Raw genomic sequence first — 18,256 nt, 5'->3', positions numbered from 1 at the left:
CGTCGTCACGCGGGCTCACCCGCCACGGCGTGCAGCCGGCCGCGCTCGATCGCGAAGCGCGGCAGCGAGACCCCGAACTCCTCCGCGACGGCGTCCAGAGCCTCGAACTCGTCGTCCGGATCCAACGGGTCGCCCGGGTCCGGCGCGGAACCCGGATCCAGCGGGTCGGCCGGGTCCAGCGCGGCATCCGGCGCTTCGGTCGGCTCCGCCCCGGGGAAGAGGTCCAGCGGATCGAGGCCCTCCGGCAGCGGGCCCCACCGCTCGATCCCGTTGCCGCGGACCGTGAACCCGTACACCCGCCGCCCGTCCTCCTCGTAGGAGAAGTGGAACGTGCCGCCGCCGTCGTCGCTCCCACCGTCGCCCTGGTCGCACCACACCGTGACCGCAGCCGTGCCCCGCGACACCGCGTCACCGAACCCGCCCGGCTCCCCAGTGACGTTGTCGACGTCGAAGGCGAAGCTCCACCCGCTCGCCTCCTCCCCGGCAGCCCGCGTCCCGCACGCGCCGATCCGGGCCAGCGCGCCCGCCTCCCGTGCCTCCCGCGCGTCGGCCGGAGCCAGCAGCGCCGCTCCAGGGCCGCCGATCCGCCCGGCCAGCTCGCTCGGCGGGATGTCCCGTACGAGCACGAAGCGGTACGGGTGACGCTCCCGCGCGTCGTCCACGAGCCAGGAGAGCCCGTCCGCCCGGCCGCCCTCCCCGCCGTCGTACGCGCCCTCGTCTTCCACCAACCCGTTTACGTACCGGCCCTCGCCCCGGGGCGTCTCCAGGACGTACCGGCCGCGCTCCGGGGTGATCACCGGACCGAGCAGCGGATCGGCGAGCAGCCCGACCGGGGCCAGCTGCTCGGGCCCGTACGGCTCCCAGTCGGCCAGGGCCGCCGCGAGCGTGTGCCAGGCCGCGTCCGTGGCGCCCCGGCGGGCCTGCTCCCGGGCGGCCACGACCGCGACGCCGAACGCCCCGGGAGCCTCGTACCGGAACGTACGCTCGCGGATCTCCCGCAGTACGGCGGGCGCCTCGCCGTCCCCGCCCCCGTCCCCGCCCCCGTCCGCACGCCCGGCGCGCAGCCGCCACCACGCGGCCAGGGGCAGCAGCTCGCGCGCGTACAGCGGATCGTCCGGGCTCCCGGCGGCCCAGGAACCCCCAACCCAATTACCGCCCCCTACATCGCCCCCACTCAGCAGCGCCTCCACCTGCGCCCGCAGCCCATGGGCCCGCGCCCGCCCGGACTCGGACGCCGCCACCAGCAGCCCGAGCGGCCCGTCGGCCTCCGCGCCCTCCAGACAGGCCACGCGCGCGTCCTCGACATCGGCGTCCAGCTCGCGCGTCGTCTCGGTCACGAAACCGGGCGTGTCCCGGTGCGACCGGTGGAACTCCCGGAACAGGGCCTGCATCAGCTCCATGAACGTCTCGTACCGCTCCGGCGCGGGCGAGCCCGGCCCATGGTGCAGATAGGCCGCCCACTCCCCGTCGGCGTTCACCTCACCGGGATCGAGCAGCGCGATCACATCGGTGGACTCCGCGGACTCCCCGGACAGCCGGACCGCCGAGCCCCACTCGCCGCCCCCGGTCCCCTCCACCCCCTCCGCGTACGGCCGCACCCCGTCCGCCGGACCCAGCAGCGGTATCCGCGAGCCGGCCGGCCGCCACCCGTCCGTCGTCGCCAGGAAGGACCGGTACGTCGGCGGCAGCGGCACACCGAGCCGCGCCTCCAGCGCGCCGATCCGCTCCTCCCCGGCCGCCGGAAAGCCCAGCCATGTCCCCGGTGACTCCTCCCGCGCGACGGGGGAGCGCGCCCAGTCCTCGCTCCACCGCTCCAGGAACGGACGCCAGTTGTAGGTCTTCATGCGGTCATGGTGCCAGCGCCCACTGACAACCACCGCCCCGCCCGGCTGGCCGCCCCCGCGGACCCGGGGCTAACCTGGTCCGTACGGCGGCCTTCCGGGGCGGCCGTACGGCGGTGGGGCCCGCCGTACCCGAACCGCGGCGCGTACCGGACCCGCCGCCAACGGTCCCTACTTGCGATGACGCGCGCCCGGCCGGGCGCCCTGCGAGTAGGAGAGACAGATGCCCCTGGGACGTTTGGGATATCCGGGACGTTCCCCACGGACCCCGGCCGTCGTGGCCGTCGTCGCGCTCGGTGGCGCGGCGGGCGCGTCGGCCCGCTACGGATCGTCCCTGATCTGGCCCACCGCCCCCGGCGCCTTCCCCTGGACGACGCTGGCCGTGAACGCGGCCGGGTGCGCGGTGATCGGTGTGTTCATGGTGGTGATCACCGAACTGTGGCGGACACACCCCCTGGTACGGCCGTTCTTCGGCACGGGCGTCCTGGGCGGGTTCACCACGTTCTCGACGTACGCCGTGGATGTCCAGCGGCTGGTGGCCGACGGACGGGCCCGCACGGGGCTGGCGTATCTGGGCCTGACACTGATCGCGGCGCTCGCCGCGGTGTGGAGTGCGGTGTGGCTGACACGCCGCGTACTGGCGTGGAGGCAGACATGACATTTCCAGCGGGCGCTGTGGTGCCGGGGCTGCGGATGACGGTCTACGTCGGTGAGTCCGATCTCTGGCACCACCGGCCCGTCTACACCGAGATCGTGCACCGCGCGCATGCCGCCGGGCTGGCCGGGGCCAGTGTGTTCCGGGGGATCGAGGGGTTCGGGGCGACCTCCCTGATCCACACGCAACGGCTGCTGTCGCTGAGCGAGGAGCTGCCCGTGGCGGTGGTCGTCGTGGACACCGAGGAGAAGGTACGGGGGTTTCTGCCGCAGCTCGACGGGCTGGTCGCGGAGGGCCTGGTGACCCTCGACGCGTGCGAGATCGTCCGGTACACGGGACGTGGCGAGGCCGGATGAACGGGGCGCTGAACTGGCTGCTCGTCATCCTGGGCGCGATGGTCGGCGCCCCGCTGCGCTATCTGACCGACCGCTCCGTGCAGCGCGCGCACGACTCCGTCTTCCCGTGGGGGACGTTCGTCGTCAATGTGGCCGGCTGTCTTGTCCTCGGTGTCGTCACCGGCGCGGTCACGGCGGGCGCGGCGTCGTCCCACGTCCAACTGCTGCTCGGTACGGGGCTGTGCGGGGCGCTGACGACGTACTCGACGTTCAGTTACGAGACGCTGCGGCTGGCGGAGGACGGCGCGCGGTTCTACGCGGTGGCCAATGTGGTCGCGAGTGTGGTGGCGGGGCTCGGGGCGGTGTACGCGGGGGTGGCGCTGGCGGCGGTGGTGTGGCGGTGAGAGGCACGCACGGGCAGGGGGTCAGGACCCCTCCACCGGCACGGAGAGACCGAACGGCAGCTCCGGCCGGCTGTCGGCGATCTCCAGCAGCCGGTTGTACTTGGCGACATGCTCCCCGCGCGCCGGCCCGCCCGACTTGAGCTGCCCGCAGCCCGCGCCGACGGCCAGATCAGCGATGAACGAGTCGTCCGTCTCGCCGGAGCGGTGGGAGACCATCTGCCGGTAGCCGGCTCCCCGGCAGACCCCGATGGCGGTCATGGTCTCCGTGACCGTGCCGATCTGATTGACCTTGATCAGCGCGGAGTTGGCGACGTTCCGGCCGATCGCCTCGGCGATGAGCGCCGGATGCGTGGCGAACAGATCGTCGCCCATCAGCTGCACCCGGCCGCCCAGCCGCGCGGTCAGCCGCTCCCAGCCGTCCCAGTCGTCCTCGCCGAGCCCGTCCTCGACGGACCACACGGGGAAGCGGTCGACGATCTCCTCGTACCGGTCGATGAGCTGGTCGGAGGTGAGTTCGTCGCCCGCGACGAGGTAACGGCCGTCCGCCGTACGGAGATCACTCGCCGCCGGGTCGAGCGCGATGGCCACACCGTCCCGGCCGGGGGAGTACCCGGCGTCGGTGATGGCGCCGACCAGCTCCCGCAGTACGTCCTCGGGCCGCTCCATGGCGGGCGCGAAGCCGCCCTCGTCACCCAGGCCGACCGGGGGGCGCCCGGCCGCGTCGGCGGCGGCGATGAGCCGGGCGCCGAGCCGGGCGTGGATCTCGGCGCCGGCGCGTACGGCGTCCGCGAGGCAGGCCGCGCCGAGCGGCGCGACCATGAACTCCCGGAAACGGCCGCCCCCATGGCCCCCGCCGCCCCCACCGACGACGGTGAAGTGCGGCACCGGCAGCAGCGCGGGCGCGCCCGAGAGCGCGGCGAGCTGCTGCCACAGCGCGCGGTCGTACTGCGCGGCCTCGGTACGGGCGGCGACCAGCGAGACCCCGAGGAGCGCGTTGGCGCCCAGCCGGTGCTTGTCGGGGGTGCCGTCGAGGTCGATCAGGGTGGCGTCCAGCTCTTCGAGCGAGGAGAAGCGCTGGCCGGTGAGGGCCTGCGCGATCTCGCCGTTCACATGCGCCACCGCCCGCCGTACGCCCTGCCCGTCGTACCGCTCCGGATCGCCGTCACGCAGCTCGACGGCCTCCCGGGCCCCGGTGGAGACCCCGGCGGGCACCCCGGCCCGCAGCCGTAGCCCGCTGTCGGTCTCCAGGGTGACGGCGAGGGTGGGTCGGGCGCGGGAGTCGAGGATCTCGATGGCGTGGAGGCGGGCGATACGGAGCATGGGTCAGCGGCCTGCGAACGGAGAACCACCAGCGACCCCAGCGACCCCGGATCCCCCGGCTTCCCGGGCCAGCCGCTCCCGGGAGGCCCGGATCTCCGCGTACGCCTCCGTACGCCCCTCCCAGCGGGACCCCTCCACGGATTTGCCGGGCTCCAGCTCCTTGTAGACCTGGAAGAAGTGGGTGATCTCCAGCAGATCGAAGTCGGGGACATCGCTGATCTCCCGCAGCCCGGCATGGCGGGGATCACCGGCGGGCACGCAGAGCACCTTCTCGTCGGGACCGGCCTCATCGCGCATCATGAACATGCCGATGGCCCGGCACCGGATCACACACCCGGGAAACGTCGCCTGCCCCACCAGCACCAACGCGTCCAGCGGCTCCCCGTCCCGGCCGAGGGTGCCGTCGATGTACCCGTAGTCGGCGGGGTACCGGGTGGCGGTGAACAGCGTCCGGTCCAGCCGGATACGCCCGGCGCGATGGTCCATCTCGTACTTGTTGCGGGACCCCTCCGGAATCTCCACGGTCACATCGAATGCCTCCACACCAGGATCCGACCACGCCGTGCCACACCCCGCAGCCCCGCGGGCCATTCGGGCGCACGGGGGCACAGGGGGACAGGGGGACGGCGCGCGTTGACAGCGAAACGGCGAGTGGCTCTAATGGTCCGCGTGTCGCGTGACACCGGCCGAAGAGCAGTGGGCGGGCCGGTGATCGGGCGAGCACCTTCACCGAGGGATCGAGCCATGAGTTCACACTCCGCGCCTCGCGTCTGACCGAGTCCCCAGGGCAGCTGACAGCGCCCCCCGTACGCACAAATACAGCGCGTACGCACCCGTCCCACCTGACGACCCCACCACCCACCCCATCCCGGAGAGCCCACCCGGCATGCCCATGTCTTTCAACGATTCGGTCATCGCGGAATTCCGCGCCAACGGAGGAAAGGTCGGCGGCCCCTTCGAGGGCGGCGACCTTCTCCTGCTCACCACCACCGGCGCACGGTCAGGAGCGGAACACACCGTCCCGCTCGGCTATGTTCGCGCCGACGGCCTGCTCCTCCTCGTCGCCTCCGCAGGCGGCGCCGACCGGCACCCCGCCTGGTACCACAACCTGCTGGCCCACCCCGCGGTCCAGGTGGAGATCGGCACCGAACGGTACGAAGCGATCGCGGTCCCCGCCACGGGCCCCCACCGCGACCACCTCTTCGAACGAATCACGTCCATCACCCCCGGCTACGCCGACTACCAGACCCAAACACGCCGAGTGATCCCCGTGATCGCCCTGGAAACCCCGGCCCACCTGAACCTCACCTGACCAACCGCAACCGCGACCACAACGCCGAACGGCGAAGCCGCCGCCCCGAACGGGACGGCGGCCTCGCCGCGCAGAATGTGCCGGGTGGGGGAGCGACCGCTCCCCGCGCCTCTTAGATGTCGAAGTACAGCTCGAACTCGTGCGGGTGCGGGCGGAGCTGGATGGGGGCGATTTCCTTGGTGCGCTTGTAGTCGATCCAGGTCTCGATCAGGTCCGACGTGAAGACGCCGCCCGCCTGGAGGTACTCGTTGTCCGACTCAAGGGCTTCCAGGACGGCCGGGAGGGAGGTCGGGACCTGGGGGACGCCGGCGTGCTCCTCCGGGGCCAGCTCGTAGAGGTCCTTGTCGATCGGCTCGGCCGGCTCGATCTTGTTCTTGATGCCGTCGAGGCCCGCGAGGAGGAGGGCCGAGAAGGCCAGGTACGGGTTGGAGGACGGGTCCGGGGCGCGGAACTCGACGCGCTTGGCCTTCGGGTTCGAGCCCGTGATCGGGATACGCATCGCGGCGGAGCGGTTGCGCTGCGAGTAGACCATGTTGACCGGCGCCTCGAAGCCCGGCACCAGGCGGTGGTACGAGTTCACCGTCGGGTTCGTGAAGGCCAGCAGCGACGGGGCGTGCTTGAGGATGCCGCCGATGTAGTAGCGGGCGGTGTCCGAGAGGCCCGCGTAGCCCTGCTCGTCGTAGAAGAGCGGGACGCCGCCCTGCCACAGCGACTGGTGGACGTGCATGCCGGAGCCGTTGTCACCGAAGATCGGCTTGGGCATGAAGGTCGCGGTCTTGCCGTTGCGCCAGGCGACGTTCTTCACGATGTACTTGAAGAGCATCAGGTCGTCGGCCGCGGCGAGCAGCGTGTTGAACTTGTAGTTGATCTCGGCCTGGCCGGCGGTGCCCACCTCGTGGTGCTGGCGCTCGACCTGGAGGCCGGACGCCTCCAGCTCCAGGGAGATCTCGGCGCGCAGGTCGGCGAAGTGGTCGACCGGCGGGGCCGGGAAGTAGCCGCCCTTGTAGCGGACCTTGTAGCCGCGGTTGTCCTCGACCGCGCCGGTGTTCCAGGCGCCGGCCTCGGAGTCGATGTGGTAGAAGCCCTCGTTCGCGGTGGTGTTGAAACGCACGCTGTCGAAGACGTAGAACTCGGCCTCCGGGCCGAAGTACGCGGTGTCCGCGATGCCGGTGGAGGCGAGGTACGCCTCCGCCTTCTTGGCGATGTTGCGCGGGTCGCGGCTGTACTGCTCGCCCGTGATCGGGTCGTGGATGAAGAAGTTGATGTTCACGGTCTTGTCGCGGCGGAAGGGGTCGACCCTGGCCGTCGAGAGGTCCGCGCGCAGCGCCATGTCCGACTCGTGGATGGCCTGGAAGCCGCGGATCGACGAGCCGTCGAAGGCCAGCTCCTCGTCCGGGTCGAACGCCTTCGCCGGGATCGTGAAGTGCTGCATGACACCAGGCAGGTCGCAGAAGCGGACGTCTACGAACTTCACGTCCTCGTCCGCGATGAACTTCTTGGCGTCGTCGGCGTTCTGGAACATCCAGCTCCTCCTCCTCCCGACCCGAGGTGGGGCGGGGGCTATCGGTCGTGCGGCCAGTGCGGTGGCACACGCTGGACCCGACCTTAGGTTTCCGGGATTTCTCCAGCATGACCCATTTGTTTCGCCGAAGTTAACCAGCCGCCTTCCGCGCCAGGCGCACGACGCCCCCGCACCCGGGCGCGAACCCCGCCGCAGTACCGTGTACGGGTGGACAAAAGGCAAGCAGTGGGATCGTGGCTCTCCGGACCGCGCGCGGCGGCCGAGGAGATGGGCGTCGACTTCGGCTATCGGGGTGAACGGCTCGGTCTGCCGGAGCACGGACCCGGCTCCGTCGCCCCCCTCGGCCGGCGTTTCGGCGCACTGTTCACCGACTGGGCGCTCTGCATGCTGATCGCATACGGGCTGCTCTCCGGCGGTAACTGGCAGGCATCGGGCAACTGGGCGCTGGGCGTCCTGTTCGTACTCAGCGTGCTCACCGTCGGTACGGTCGGCTTCACCCCCGGCAAGCGCCTCTTCGGCCTCCGGGTCATCGCCGAGAACGGCGGACGGATCGGCCCCGGCCGCGTCCTCGTCCGTACGGCGCTGCTCTGCCTGGCCATCCCGGCGCTCGTCTGGGACCGCGACGGACGCGGCCTCCACGACCGGCTCGCCCGGGCCGTACAGGTGCGCAGCTGACACGCGTCGCACGCCTGCCTGACGCGTCCCCGAGATCAGCGTCCCTGAAATCGGTGAGGGTGGCCGGTAACCGTCGTACGGTTACCGGCCACCCTCGATTACGTTCGGACGTCAGCGTTCGCGTCGGCGTTCGGACGTCAGCGCATCTTGCCGCCGCGCGGCATCCGCATCCCCTTGGGCATGGGCCCCTTCGGCAGCGGCATATTGCTCATCAGGTCGCCCATCGCCCGCAGCCGGTCGTTCGCCGCCGTCACCTGCGGGCCCGCCAGCACGCGCGGCAGCTTCAGCATGGTCGTACGGACCTTCTTGAGCGGGACCTGGCCCTCGCCGTCGCCCACGATGATGTCGTGCACCGGCACATCGACGACGATCCGCGCCATCCGCTTCTTCTCGGCGGCGAGCAGGCTCTTCACCCGGTTCGGGTTGCCCTCGCCGACCAGCACGATGCCCGCCTTGCCGACGGCCCGGTGGACGACGTCCTGGCTGCGGTTCATCGCGACCGCGGGCGTCGTGGTCCAGCCACGGCCCACGTTGTCCAGCACAGCCGCGGCGGCGCCCGGCTGGCCCTCCATCTGACCGAAGGCGGCCCGCTCGGCACGGCGGCCGAAAACGATCGCCATCGCGAGGAACGCCAGGATGAAACCCAGGATGCCCAGATAGATGGGGTGGTTGATCAAGAAACCGATCGCGAGGAAGACACCGAAGGTGACGATTCCCACACCCGCGAGGACAAGTCCGACTTTCGAGTCGGCTTTCCGGGTCATCTTGTAGGTAAGGGCGATCTGCTTCAGTCGCCCCGGGTTCGCAGTAGTGTCTGCGTTTTCCTTCCTCGCCATAACTGGAAGTTTACGTGGCGCGGGAAGGGGCCTCCGACACCGCCTCCAGAACGTGCTCCGTCTCGACCCGGTCCTTGGCCCGGCGGCGGTCCTCCAGGACGGCCGTCCAGGCGTTGCGGCGCGCCGTGCGCTGGCCGCCGCTCAGCAGGAGGGACTCCATCGCGCGCAGGGCCACGGAGAGGGACGGCAGGGCGGGGATCGCGGGAATCGCGGGCAGGGCGGGCGCGGCGGGAAGGATCCGGCCCATCGTCCCGCTGCCCGCGGTACGGCCCGCTGTCCCGCCGGTGGTACGGCCTGTGGTTCGGTCTATGCGTCGTGCCGGCGCGGCCTGCATGGTGGCGGTCCCCTCGGAGAGGTGAAGGCAAGAGCGCGTGTGCGCGGTGCGTGGGTCCAGGGTCACTCCCCGGTGTTACCAGGGCGTGACCGACCGGTCAAACGCGAATGAAACCCTGCTACGCGTACGGTCATGCCCCCCGGAAACACGGGCGCGGCCCGTACCCCCGCCCCGGCCTGCGGGGGAGCGTACGGGCCGCGTCGATGCCGCGAGTTACTCAGAGGTAGCCACTCGTGACCGGATTCACACAGCGCTGCTGCACAGGAAGAGCGTCGGCCGGCCCACCGGTCAGACCGCCTGGCTCGCCACCGCCGCGCCGCGCCGCTCGATCGCCTGCTGGTACAGCCGGCCCGCGCGGTACGACGAACGCACCAGCGGTCCCGACATCACGCCCGAGAAGCCGATCGCGTCGGCCTCGTCCTTCAGCTCCACGAACTCGTTCGGCTTCACCCAGCGCTCGACCGGGTGGTGCCGTACCGAGGGCCGCAGATACTGCGTGATCGTGATCAGCTCGCAGCCCGCCGCGTGCAGATCCACCAGCGCCTCGCTGACCTCCTCGCGCGTCTCGCCCATGCCCAGGATCAGATTGGACTTCGTGACCAGCCCCGCCTCACGGGCGCGGGTGATCACTTCGAGGGAGCGCTCGTACCGGAACCCGGGGCGGATCCGCTTGAAGATCCGCGGCACCGTCTCGACATTGTGCGCGAGCACCTCGGGACGCGAGGAGAAGACCTCGGCCAGGTTCTCCGGCACGGCGTTGAAGTCGGGGACCAGCAGCTCGACCTTGGTGCCGCCCGCCTCGCGCCCCGCCGTCTGCGCGTGGATCTGGCGCACGGTCTCCGCGTACAGCCAGGCACCGCCGTCGGCCAGGTCGTCGCGGGCGACGCCGGTGATCGTGGCGTAGTTCAGGTCCATCGTGACGACGGACTCGCCCACCCGGCGCGGCTCGTCACGGTCCAGGGCCTCGGGCTTGCCCGTGTCGATCTGGCAGAAGTCGCAACGCCGCGTGCACTGGTCACCGCCGATGAGGAAGGTCGCCTCGCGGTCCTCCCAGCACTCGAAGATGTTGGGACAGCCGGCCTCCTGGCAGACCGTGTGCAGCCCCTCGCTCTTCACGAGCTTCTGGAGCTGCTGGTACTCGGGGCCCATTTTCGCCCGGGTCTTGATCCACTCGGGCTTGCGCTCGATGGGGGTCTGGCTGTTCCGGACCTCCAGACGCAGCATCTTGCGTCCGTCGGGTGCGACAGCGGACACGTCCGGCACCTCTTCTCTGCTGGCGCGGCATTCGATTCTTCGGCGAACACCAGGTTACGCCCGTTAATTACGTGGCATTACGTCTGGCCAACCCGTGGCCGATGGGGCGCATTCCCCCGTGCGGGCTAAGCGTTCGCCCGCTCACGATCGCGCTCGACCCCGCGGTCGATCTCACGCGGCCTCGGCTCCGCCGCCGCCAGCACCTCCCGCAGGTGTTTCTCCAGTACGGGCACGACCTCCCGGACGCCGATGTCACGGCCCAGCTCGTACGCGAGCGAGGTGACGCCCGCGTCGCGGATGCCGCACGGCACGATCCGGTCGAACCAGGTGTTGTCCGGGTTCACGTTCATGGCGAAGCCGTGCATCGTGACCCCCTTCGCCACCCGGATCCCGATCTGCGCGAGCTTACGGTCCTCCCGGCGCTGGCCGGCGTTCGAGGGCGCGTACTCCGGGCCGTTCAGCCGCGGGTCGAACTCCTCGTCCGCGACCCGGGGATCGAAGTCCAGCGTGAGGCCACCGCCCGCCCCCGGCCGGTCCTCGACCGGGTCGCCGAGCACCCACACCCCGCTGCGGCCCTCGACCCGGGTGGTCGCCAGACCGAAGTCCGCGACCGTACGGATCATGGCCTCTTCGAGCCGGCGGACATGCGCGACGACATCGACGGGACGCGGCAGCTTGAGGATCGGATAGCCCACCAGCTGGCCGGGGCCGTGCCAGGTGATCTTCCCGCCGCGGTCCACGTCCACGACCGGGGTGCCGTCCAGCGGCCGTTCGCTCTCCACCGTGCGCCGTCCGGCCGTGTAGACCGGCGGGTGCTCCAGCAGCAGACAGGTGTCCGGGATCTCGTCGGCGAAGCGGGCCGCGTGCACCCGGCGCTGCTCCTGCCATGCCTCCTGGTACTCGACGGCTTCCGCGCCGAACCCCAGATGGATGTACCGCAGCTCACTCACGCCAGTGCCTCCCTGACTCCCTGAAGACTTCACGGGCACCGGAAGCGCCCCTGCCACTGTACGGCGGCACCGCCGCGACCGGCCGGGCAGGTGTGTGTGGCATAGCTCCTGTCCGGCCACCGGTCATACAGGGGTCAGGCAGCGCCAGCGATCCTCACACGATCGGATGAATGTGGGGCGAAGTTGGTGGCAGAGGCGGTTGTGGCTACTAAATTCGCGCCGTTCCATGAGGGCTGCTTCCGGGCCCGGAAGGCAGGAGACCGTACAGCTGATGTCGGAACGACCTCCGCAGCGCATCCCCAACCGCCAGCTCGCCGCGCTCATCGCAGAAGCCGGATTCTCCAACGCGGGGCTCGCCCGCCGGGTGGACCAGCTCGGCCTGGAGCACGGCCTCGACCTGCGGTACGACAAGACGTCGGTGACGCGCTGGCTGCGCGGCCAGCAGCCACGCGGCACGACCCCCGCACTGATCGCCGAGGTCTTCACCCGGCGGCTCGGCCGCCGGCTCTCCGCGCAGGACCTGGGCCTCGACGCCTGCGCGCCCGTCTACGCGGGTCTCGAATTCGCGTCCAGCCCCGAGGAGGCCGTCGATATCGTCGGTGGCCTCTGGCGCAAGGACTCCGGCAGCCACAGCGAACTGCGCAAGATCGCGTTCACCCCGGCGGGGCTGGTCGTGCCCAGCCGGGACTGGCTGATCGGCCGCCCCGACGAACGCGTCGGCCACCCCGCTCTCGCCGCCGCCCGCGGCGCCGTGCGCGTGCCCGTCCAGGGCCGTACGGCGCCGGGGACGGTCCCCGGCCACCCCGGGCCCTCCGCCGCCCTCTCAGCCGCCGTCCCGGCCCTCTCGGCCGGCCCTCCCGTCGTCCCCCGGCAGCGCACCGAGCGCTCCGTCGGCCAGAAGGTCACCCCCGGCGACGTCGAGGCCCTGCGCTCCGTCGGCGACCTCTTCCGCACCCTCGACGACGCGTACGGCGGCGGCCACGCCCGGCAGGCCCTCATCCGCTATCTGGAACACGAGGCCGAACCGATGCTGCGCGGCGTCTACGGCGAGACCACCGGGCGCCGGCTCTTCGGCGCCGCCGCCGAGCTGACCCGGCTGGCCGGCTGGACCTCGTACGACATCGCCGCGCACGGCCTCGCCCAGCGCTACTTCGTCCAGGCGCTGCGGCTCGCCCAGGCGGCCGGGGACCGCGCGTACGGCTCGTACGTACTGATCACCATGAGCCGCCAGGCCGTCTACCTCGGCCACGGCCGGGAGGCCGTCCAGCTCGCGCGCGTCGCCCAGCAGGGCATCGGGGCCTCCGCGCCCCCGGCCGTCCAGGCGCTGCTGCACGCCGCCGAGGCCCGCGGGCACGGCGTACTGCTCGACACGCGCGCGTGCCAGTCGTCGCTGGTGCGCGCCGAGCGTTCCCTGGAGGCGGCGCGGCCGGGCGACGACGTGCCGCGCTGGGCGCGCCTCTTCGACGAGGCGCAGCTCGCGGACGAGTTCGGGCACTGCCACCGCGATCTCGGGCAGCACCGCGCGTGCGTGCAGCACGCCGAGCGCTCCCTCCAACTCCGCGCGCCCGCCTTCGCGCGCAGCCGCCTCTTCTGCCGTGTGGTGCTGGCCTGCGGGCGCCTGGGCCTCGGCGAGCTGGACCAGGCGTGCCTGCTGGGCGCGGAGGCGGCGCAGCAGGCCGCGGAGATGCGCTCCGCGCGCGCCGTCGAGTACGTACGCGACTTCGAACGGCGGCTGGAGCCGTACCGCGACGCGGCGGCCGTACGGGGCTACCGCGAGCGGGTCGCGGCGCTCGGCTGACGGGTGTGGCTTGAGCCGGTCCCGCCCGGGGTAGGTCGACGCCCGGACGGGACCGGAGACTTGGGTGCTCGCCGTGGCCGTTGTCGTGGCCGCGGCCGTGGTTGTGGTCGCGGCCCGGGACGTCAGGCCACGGCGGACAGCGACGCCTGTTCGCGCGCCGGGCGTACGCCCAGATCGCGCAGGACCGCGTGGGCGGCGCGGCGGCCCGAGAAGAGCGCCCCCTGCACCGTGTTCGTGTCCCGGTGATCGCCGCACACATACAGCCCGGACAGCAGCCGGACCGCCCGGCGCAGATCGTGCGGCGGCGACATGGCGGGCACCGCCTCCGGGTCGTGATGGACCGCCAGCAGCTCCCAGTCGTCCGTCGGCGTCCCGTACAGCCGCGCGAGATGCGCCCGGACCGTACGGTCCAGCTCGGCCGCCGGGGGCGGGGTGCCCAGCACCGCCGACGAGATCAGCACCCGGTCGCGCGGCGCGCGCGACGGATCGACCGCGCTCATCACCGCCGTGTGCGCGACGGGGCCGCCCCGGTCGGCGTCCAGCAGCAGCAGCGGATCCGTCAACGGGGGCGTCGGCGCGGTGTGGTGCAGCACCGTCACCGCGTGGAAGTCCGGCACGCGCAGCCCCGGCAGTAACTCGGCCGCCGCCCGCGCGCCGGTCGCCAGGACGAGCGAACGGCAGCCGATCTCGCCGTGCTCCTTGGTCGTGACGTTGTTGATCGACGCGTCCGTCACACACACCCCCGTACGGACCGTGCCCGGCGGCAGCGTCCGCGCCAGCAGCTCGGGCAGCGTCGCGGCGCCGCCCGCGGTGACGAACAGCCGCCCCCGCGCGAACGCGCGCAGCGCGAGATCCGCGCACCGGCTCGACGTGGTCAGCTCCGGGTCGCAGAGCAGCGCGGACAGCAGCGGCCGGACGAAGCCGCTGACCGTACGGGCCGGCAGCCCGCGCGCCGCGAGCGCCTCCCGCGCGGTACGTTCCGGCCGGGCCAGCAGCCGGTCCGTCGGCGTCGCCGCGAGCCGGCCCAGCGCGGCGCTCAGCCGTGCCTGGTCGAGCGCGCCACCGGCCCCGCCGAGCGGCGGGCGGGGGGCGCTCGCGAGGGCGCGCGCCACGGTCAGTGCGCTCCGTGCGCTCCGGGTGCTTCCGACGGCACCGGTGCGGTAGTTGCGTCCGTCACTGTGCACGAGGACGCCCGGCGCGAACATCCGCACCGCGGCGCCTTCCAGCCCCGGCGTCCGCAGCAGCTCGGGGTACGAGGTGATGAGCGGACGCCCCCCGCGGTCCAGCCGGAAACCGTCCACCTCGTCGGTCGCCATCCGCCCACCGACGTAAGGGGCGGCCTCCAGGACGGCGACTGTTACGCCGGCGCTGGTCAGGTGATGGGCCGTGGACAGGCCCGCGATGCCGGCGCCGATGATGACGACGTCCGCGTGATGCGCGCTTGGCGCGCTCGGCGCGTTTGGCGCGCCGTTCATGGCGGTGCTGAGCACGTGCCCCTCCCCGAGGTCGGCGCGGCTAGGCCGGGGGCGAGCCCCCGGAACGTCCGAGTCGAGCCCGAGACTAGGGACCTAAGGGGGGCGGGGCGTACGCGCGCGGCGGGGGTCACCGATGCATGGGGGGCGGTCGCGCCTCCCGGCTGGGGGGCCGTGGTCTGGGCGTCGGTTTGGGCTGGGCCCGGTTGTCCCGGTGCCGGGGGCCGGGGCACTCCGGAGGCGCATCCCCGGATGCATGCTGTGCTTTCCCGGGGGACACCCCCGGACCCCCGAACGCCGCGTGCGGCATATCGGCCGACTGCGGGCCGTACAGCGGCACAAATCACGCTCTACATCCGGGGACGTCACCTCCTGCGACCCCGGCCCCCTCCCGCCGGTGGACGGCCGGCGCCCAGACGTCCCGGGGCGGGCGCCGGCCAATAACCGCCGCTACGCGGCTGCTCGTACCGCCTCGGCCACCGTTGGGAAGGCGAAGGTGAATCCGGAGTCCAAGAGGCGTTTCGGGAGGACTCGTTGGCTGCCGGTGATGTCGGCCGCCAGGTCGCCCAGGACCAGGCGCAGCGCCGGTGCCGGGACCGGGAAGAGGGCGGGGCGGTGGAGGACTTGGGACATCGCGGTGGTGACCTCGCGGTTGGTGACCGGGTGGGGCGCGGTGAGGTTGACCGGGCCCTCCAGGGTGTCCGTGTCGATGAGGTGGCGCAGGGCGGCCACCTCGTCGTGGAGGGAGATGAAGGACCAGTACTGGTGGCCGTCGCCGAGCCGTCCGCCCAGGCCCGCGCGGAAGAGCGGGAAGAGCTTGCCCCAGGCGCCGCCCGCCGCCGAGACGACCAGGCCGGTGCGGGCGAGGACGGTGCGTACGCCGGCTTCTTCCGCGGCGAGGGCGGCCTCCTCCCACTCGACGCAGAGGGAGGGCAGGAAGCCGTCGCCGGGAGGCGCGCCCTCGTCCAGTTCGCGGTCGCCCTGGTAGCCGTAGAAGCCGATGGCGGAGCCGGAGACGAAGACCCGGGGCGGGGTGTCCAGGGAGGCGATGGCGTCGGCGATCGTGGCGGTGCCGAGGAGCCGGCTGTCGCGGATGCGCTTCTTGTACGCGTCGCTCCAGCGCCGGCCCGCGATGCCCGCGCCGGCGAGGTGGACGACGGCGTCGCAGCCGTTGAGGGCGCGGGCGTCGATGCTCTGGCGCTCGGGGTCCCAGGTCATCTCGTCGGCCTCCCGGGCCGGGTGTCTGACCAGACGGACCACCTCGTGACCGTCCGCGCGCAGGGAGCGCACAAGCGCCGTACCGATGAGCCCGGTGGAACCGGTGACCGCGATCCTCATGGGTTCCATCCTGCCTCTCCCGCGCCCCGTGGCACAGTTGCGGCATGGACGTCCCGCGGATTCGCCCGGCAGCCCGCTCCGACGACGAGGCGCTGAACCTGGTCGACCGCGCGGTGTGGTCGACGCTGCACGCGGTGACGCCGCGGCCGGAGGTTCCGTACGGGCCGTTCTTCGACGCGCGGCATCCGCCGGAACAGTTCCTGGTGGCCGAGGCGGTGGACGGCGGGGGCGAGGAGGCGCTCGCCGGGTACATCCGGATCGGCAGGCCCTCGCCGCTCGTCAGCAACGCGCACGTACGGCAGATACAGGGCCTGGCCGTCCAGGAGTGGGCGCGCGGGCGCGGGGTGGGCCGTGCGCTGCTGCGCGCCGGGGCGCTGCACGCGCGCAACCAGGGGGCGCGCCGGCTGACGCTGCGTGTGCTGGGGCACAACACGGCCGCGCGGCGGCTCTACGCGTCGGAGGGGTTCGTGGTGGAGGGCGTCGCGCGCGAGGAGTTCCTGCTCGACGGCGTGTATGTGGACGATGTGTCCATGGCGCTTCCGCTGACCTGAGCGGGTCATGTGGGGCCGATCTCCGGGCCGAAGCGCTCCCACAGCCTCGGGAAGCGCTCCGCGAGCGCCGCGTCGCTCTCGAAGTCGAGCGGGGCGCCCGTCGGCTCGGCGGGCTGGGGCGGGATGCCGAGGGCGGGGGCGACGACGCCGGTCAGCTGCTCGTACGCCTCGTCCGCCGCGTAGCCCAGCTCCTCGCCGTCGCCGTCGACCCGTTCGTCGAAGTCGTCCAGCAGCTCGGCGAGGCTGTCCGGGTCGTGCAGCGCGCCCTCGAAGATCTCCCGGCCCTGGCCGATGAGCCAGCAGCGGAAGTAGTCGAAGGCGTCGTCGCTCGCGCCGCCGAGCAGCACCGCCGCCGCGCCCCACAGGTCCCAGTGGTACGCGCGGTTGTAGCGGGCCTCGAAGTGCCGCGCGAAGTCCAGTACGGAGTCGGGGTCGAGCTGGAGGAGCCGCTCGACCAGCACATCGGCATGGTCCACGGGGTCGCCGCCGGCGGCCTCGCGGGTGCTGTCGACGATCTCCCAGAACTCCGTCTCGTCCATCACGGGTCAAGCATCGTGCTTGGCGCGGGGCCGCGCACGCGGAGCCGCTGTTTCGCCGCTGAGAGGAGGGTGAGGGGGAGGGCCGGAGAGGGCGCCGTCATGTGTCGTACAGTCCCCGCATCCGGTCCGCCGTCTCCGCGAAGCGGATTCGCAGCGAGGCCGGTTCGAGGATCTCGGCCTCCGGGCCCAGCGCGAGCAGCTGGTCGTACGCCACGTCCAGGGACTCCACCGGCAGGGTGACCGTCAGCAGACCCGCCGCGTCCGGCGCCGCCGCCGCCAGGGCCTCGTACGCGGCCACCCGGTCCGCGACCTGCGGGAGTCTGCGCGCGCCCTCGGCGGTGAGCCGTACGACGACCTCCGCGCACAGCAGCGAGCGGGCGAACTCGGCGGCGCGCTCGTCCCAGAAAGCGGGGAGGTCAAAGGACTCCAGCCGAGAAAAACGTTCCTGCAAGGGCTCCGCCGCGGTGAACCGGTCGATCCGGTACACCCGGAAAGCCTTCTCGGCGCAGACGGAGGCGCACAGGTACCAGACCCCCGCCTTCAGGACCAGGCCGTACGGTGCCAGCCGCCGTTCCACCTCGGCGTCCCGGCGCCGGTAGCGCGCCGAGAGCAGCCGGTCGCCCCAGACCGCCTCGGCGACCACCGGCAGCAGCTCGGGCGTCCTGGGCTCCTGGTACCAGCCGGGCGCGTCCAGATGGAAGCGCTGCGCCGCCGTGTCCGACGCGTCCCGCAGCGACGGCAGCAGCGCCGCCGAGACCTTCAGCCGGGCCGCCGAGGAGACATCGTCGAGCCCCATCTCGCGCAGCGCGCCCGGCACCCCGGACAGGAACAGCGCCTCGGCCTCGCCGCGCGCCAGCCCGGTCAGCCGGGTGCGGTAGCCGCCGATCAGCCGGTAGCCGCCGGTCCGGCCCCGGTCCGCGTACACCGGCACCCCGGCCTCGGAGAGGGCCTGCGCGTCGCGGGTGATGGTCCGTTCGGAGACTTCGAGTTCACGGGCCAGTTCGCCCGCGGTCATGGAGGGTCTGGACTGGAGCAGGAGCACCATCTTGATGAGCCGGGCAGCACGCATATATCCATCATGCAGGGAGCCCCTGACACCGAGTGACAGGGGCTCCCCAAC

The 18,256-nt window shown here is 72.3% G+C and carries 18 protein-coding genes and 1 pseudogene; 7 read left to right on the top strand and 12 right to left on the bottom strand.

All coding sequences use genetic code 11. The features are described 5' to 3' along the window. Nucleotides 1-5 precede the first annotated feature (5 nt). Complete coding sequence (locus tag DVK44_RS06955) at nucleotides 6-1,844, bottom strand: SMI1/KNR4 family protein (protein ID WP_114658844.1); 1,839 nt, start codon at nucleotides 1,842-1,844, stop codon at nucleotides 6-8. Between the two features lie 220 nt (nucleotides 1,845-2,064). Between DVK44_RS06955 and crcB (DVK44_RS06950) the strand changes: the two genes are divergently transcribed. Genes crcB (DVK44_RS06950) through crcB (DVK44_RS06940) form a run of 3 tightly spaced genes read left to right on the top strand, consistent with a single transcriptional unit; the run spans nucleotide 2,065 to nucleotide 3,235 of the window. After that, complete coding sequence (crcB, locus tag DVK44_RS06950; protein ID WP_114658843.1) at nucleotides 2,065-2,499, top strand: fluoride efflux transporter CrcB; 435 nt, start codon at nucleotides 2,065-2,067, stop codon at nucleotides 2,497-2,499. Then, nucleotides 2,496-2,852 (top strand): DUF190 domain-containing protein, encoded by a 357-nt coding sequence (locus DVK44_RS06945; RefSeq protein ID WP_114658842.1) that lies wholly within the window; start codon nucleotides 2,496-2,498, stop codon nucleotides 2,850-2,852. The genes crcB (DVK44_RS06950) and DVK44_RS06945 overlap by 4 nt, the downstream gene beginning before the upstream one ends. Nucleotides 2,853-2,860: 8 nt before the next feature. After that, nucleotides 2,861-3,235: a fluoride efflux transporter CrcB gene (crcB, locus tag DVK44_RS06940; protein ID WP_114664956.1), complete on the top strand. Its 375-nt coding sequence runs from the start codon at nucleotides 2,861-2,863 to the stop codon at nucleotides 3,233-3,235. Nucleotides 3,236-3,256: 21 nt separating this feature from the next. Here crcB (DVK44_RS06940) and eno read toward each other — a convergent pair whose 3' ends face one another. After that, nucleotides 3,257-4,555, bottom strand: coding sequence for a phosphopyruvate hydratase (gene eno / locus DVK44_RS06935; RefSeq protein WP_114658841.1), 1,299 nt, complete (start codon nucleotides 4,553-4,555; stop codon nucleotides 3,257-3,259). A 3-nt stretch (nucleotides 4,556-4,558) separates the two neighbouring features. After that, nucleotides 4,559-5,146: an inorganic diphosphatase gene (locus DVK44_RS06930; protein WP_114658840.1), complete on the bottom strand. Its 588-nt coding sequence runs from the start codon at nucleotides 5,144-5,146 to the stop codon at nucleotides 4,559-4,561. Nucleotides 5,147-5,441: 295 nt separating this feature from the next. Here DVK44_RS06930 and DVK44_RS06925 point away from each other — a divergent pair. Continuing rightward, nucleotides 5,442-5,840, top strand: a pseudogene (locus tag DVK44_RS06925) (nitroreductase family deazaflavin-dependent oxidoreductase); the annotation flags it as partial. Between the two features lie 139 nt (nucleotides 5,841-5,979). Here DVK44_RS06925 and glnA read toward each other — a convergent pair. After that, nucleotides 5,980-7,389, bottom strand: coding sequence for a type I glutamate--ammonia ligase (glnA, locus tag DVK44_RS06920; protein WP_114658838.1), 1,410 nt, complete (start codon nucleotides 7,387-7,389; stop codon nucleotides 5,980-5,982). A 207-nt stretch (nucleotides 7,390-7,596) separates the two neighbouring features. On the opposite strand from glnA, the gene DVK44_RS06915 reads away from it, so the two are divergent. Beyond that, complete coding sequence (locus DVK44_RS06915; RefSeq protein WP_114658837.1) at nucleotides 7,597-8,064, top strand: RDD family protein; 468 nt, start codon at nucleotides 7,597-7,599, stop codon at nucleotides 8,062-8,064. A 137-nt stretch (nucleotides 8,065-8,201) separates the two neighbouring features. On the opposite strand, the gene DVK44_RS06910 is transcribed toward DVK44_RS06915, so the two are convergent. The 4 genes from DVK44_RS06910 to lipB form a co-directional block, all read right to left on the bottom strand. After that, complete coding sequence (locus DVK44_RS06910; protein WP_114658836.1) at nucleotides 8,202-8,900, bottom strand: DUF4191 domain-containing protein; 699 nt, start codon at nucleotides 8,898-8,900, stop codon at nucleotides 8,202-8,204. A 10-nt stretch (nucleotides 8,901-8,910) separates the two neighbouring features. Further along, nucleotides 8,911-9,147 carry an SCO2195 family GlnR-regulated protein gene (locus DVK44_RS06905; RefSeq protein ID WP_114658835.1) on the bottom strand — a complete coding sequence of 79 codons (237 nt, stop codon included), beginning with the start codon at nucleotides 9,145-9,147 and terminating at the stop codon, nucleotides 8,911-8,913. 375 nt (nucleotides 9,148-9,522) lie between these two features. Continuing rightward, the gene (gene lipA, locus DVK44_RS06900; RefSeq protein WP_114664955.1) at nucleotides 9,523-10,488 is read right to left on the bottom strand and encodes a lipoyl synthase; all 966 of its coding nucleotides are present in this window, start codon (nucleotides 10,486-10,488) and stop codon (nucleotides 9,523-9,525) included. A 125-nt stretch (nucleotides 10,489-10,613) separates the two neighbouring features. Beyond that, the gene (gene lipB, locus DVK44_RS06895) at nucleotides 10,614-11,438 is read right to left on the bottom strand and encodes a lipoyl(octanoyl) transferase LipB (RefSeq protein ID WP_114658834.1); all 825 of its coding nucleotides are present in this window, start codon (nucleotides 11,436-11,438) and stop codon (nucleotides 10,614-10,616) included. Nucleotides 11,439-11,709: 271 nt separating this feature from the next. Here lipB and DVK44_RS06890 point away from each other — a divergent pair, with 271 nt between their 5' ends. Then, nucleotides 11,710-13,236 (top strand): regulator, encoded by a 1,527-nt coding sequence (locus DVK44_RS06890; RefSeq protein ID WP_114658833.1) that lies wholly within the window; start codon nucleotides 11,710-11,712, stop codon nucleotides 13,234-13,236. A gap of 122 nt (nucleotides 13,237-13,358) precedes the next feature. On the opposite strand, the gene DVK44_RS06885 is transcribed toward DVK44_RS06890, so the two are convergent. Continuing rightward, nucleotides 13,359-14,711 (bottom strand): NAD(P)/FAD-dependent oxidoreductase, encoded by a 1,353-nt coding sequence (locus DVK44_RS06885; protein ID WP_114664954.1) that lies wholly within the window; start codon nucleotides 14,709-14,711, stop codon nucleotides 13,359-13,361. A 447-nt stretch (nucleotides 14,712-15,158) separates the two neighbouring features. Then, nucleotides 15,159-16,055, bottom strand: coding sequence for a TIGR01777 family oxidoreductase (locus DVK44_RS06880; protein ID WP_114658832.1), 897 nt, complete (start codon nucleotides 16,053-16,055; stop codon nucleotides 15,159-15,161). A gap of 35 nt (nucleotides 16,056-16,090) precedes the next feature. Between DVK44_RS06880 and DVK44_RS06875 the strand changes: the two genes are divergently transcribed. Further along, entirely contained in the window at nucleotides 16,091-16,597 is a 507-nt protein-coding gene (locus DVK44_RS06875) for a GNAT family N-acetyltransferase (protein ID WP_114658831.1), read from the top strand. Nucleotides 16,598-16,602: 5 nt separating this feature from the next. Here DVK44_RS06875 and DVK44_RS06870 read toward each other — a convergent pair whose 3' ends face one another. Further along, a complete protein-coding gene (locus tag DVK44_RS06870; protein ID WP_114658830.1) occupies nucleotides 16,603-17,136 on the bottom strand; it encodes a DUF4240 domain-containing protein in 534 nt (177 codons plus the stop codon). A 97-nt stretch (nucleotides 17,137-17,233) separates the two neighbouring features. Next, nucleotides 17,234-18,205 (bottom strand): helix-turn-helix transcriptional regulator, encoded by a 972-nt coding sequence (locus DVK44_RS06865; protein ID WP_114658829.1) that lies wholly within the window; start codon nucleotides 18,203-18,205, stop codon nucleotides 17,234-17,236. Between the last annotated feature and the right edge of the window lie 51 nt (nucleotides 18,206-18,256).

It is taken from the genome of Streptomyces paludis (assembly GCF_003344965.1).
GTDB classification, from domain to species: Bacteria; Actinomycetota; Actinomycetes; order Streptomycetales; family Streptomycetaceae; genus Streptomyces; species Streptomyces paludis.
Note: the sequence above shows the minus strand (reverse complement) of the source record. Positions and strands in the feature narration are given on the sequence as shown.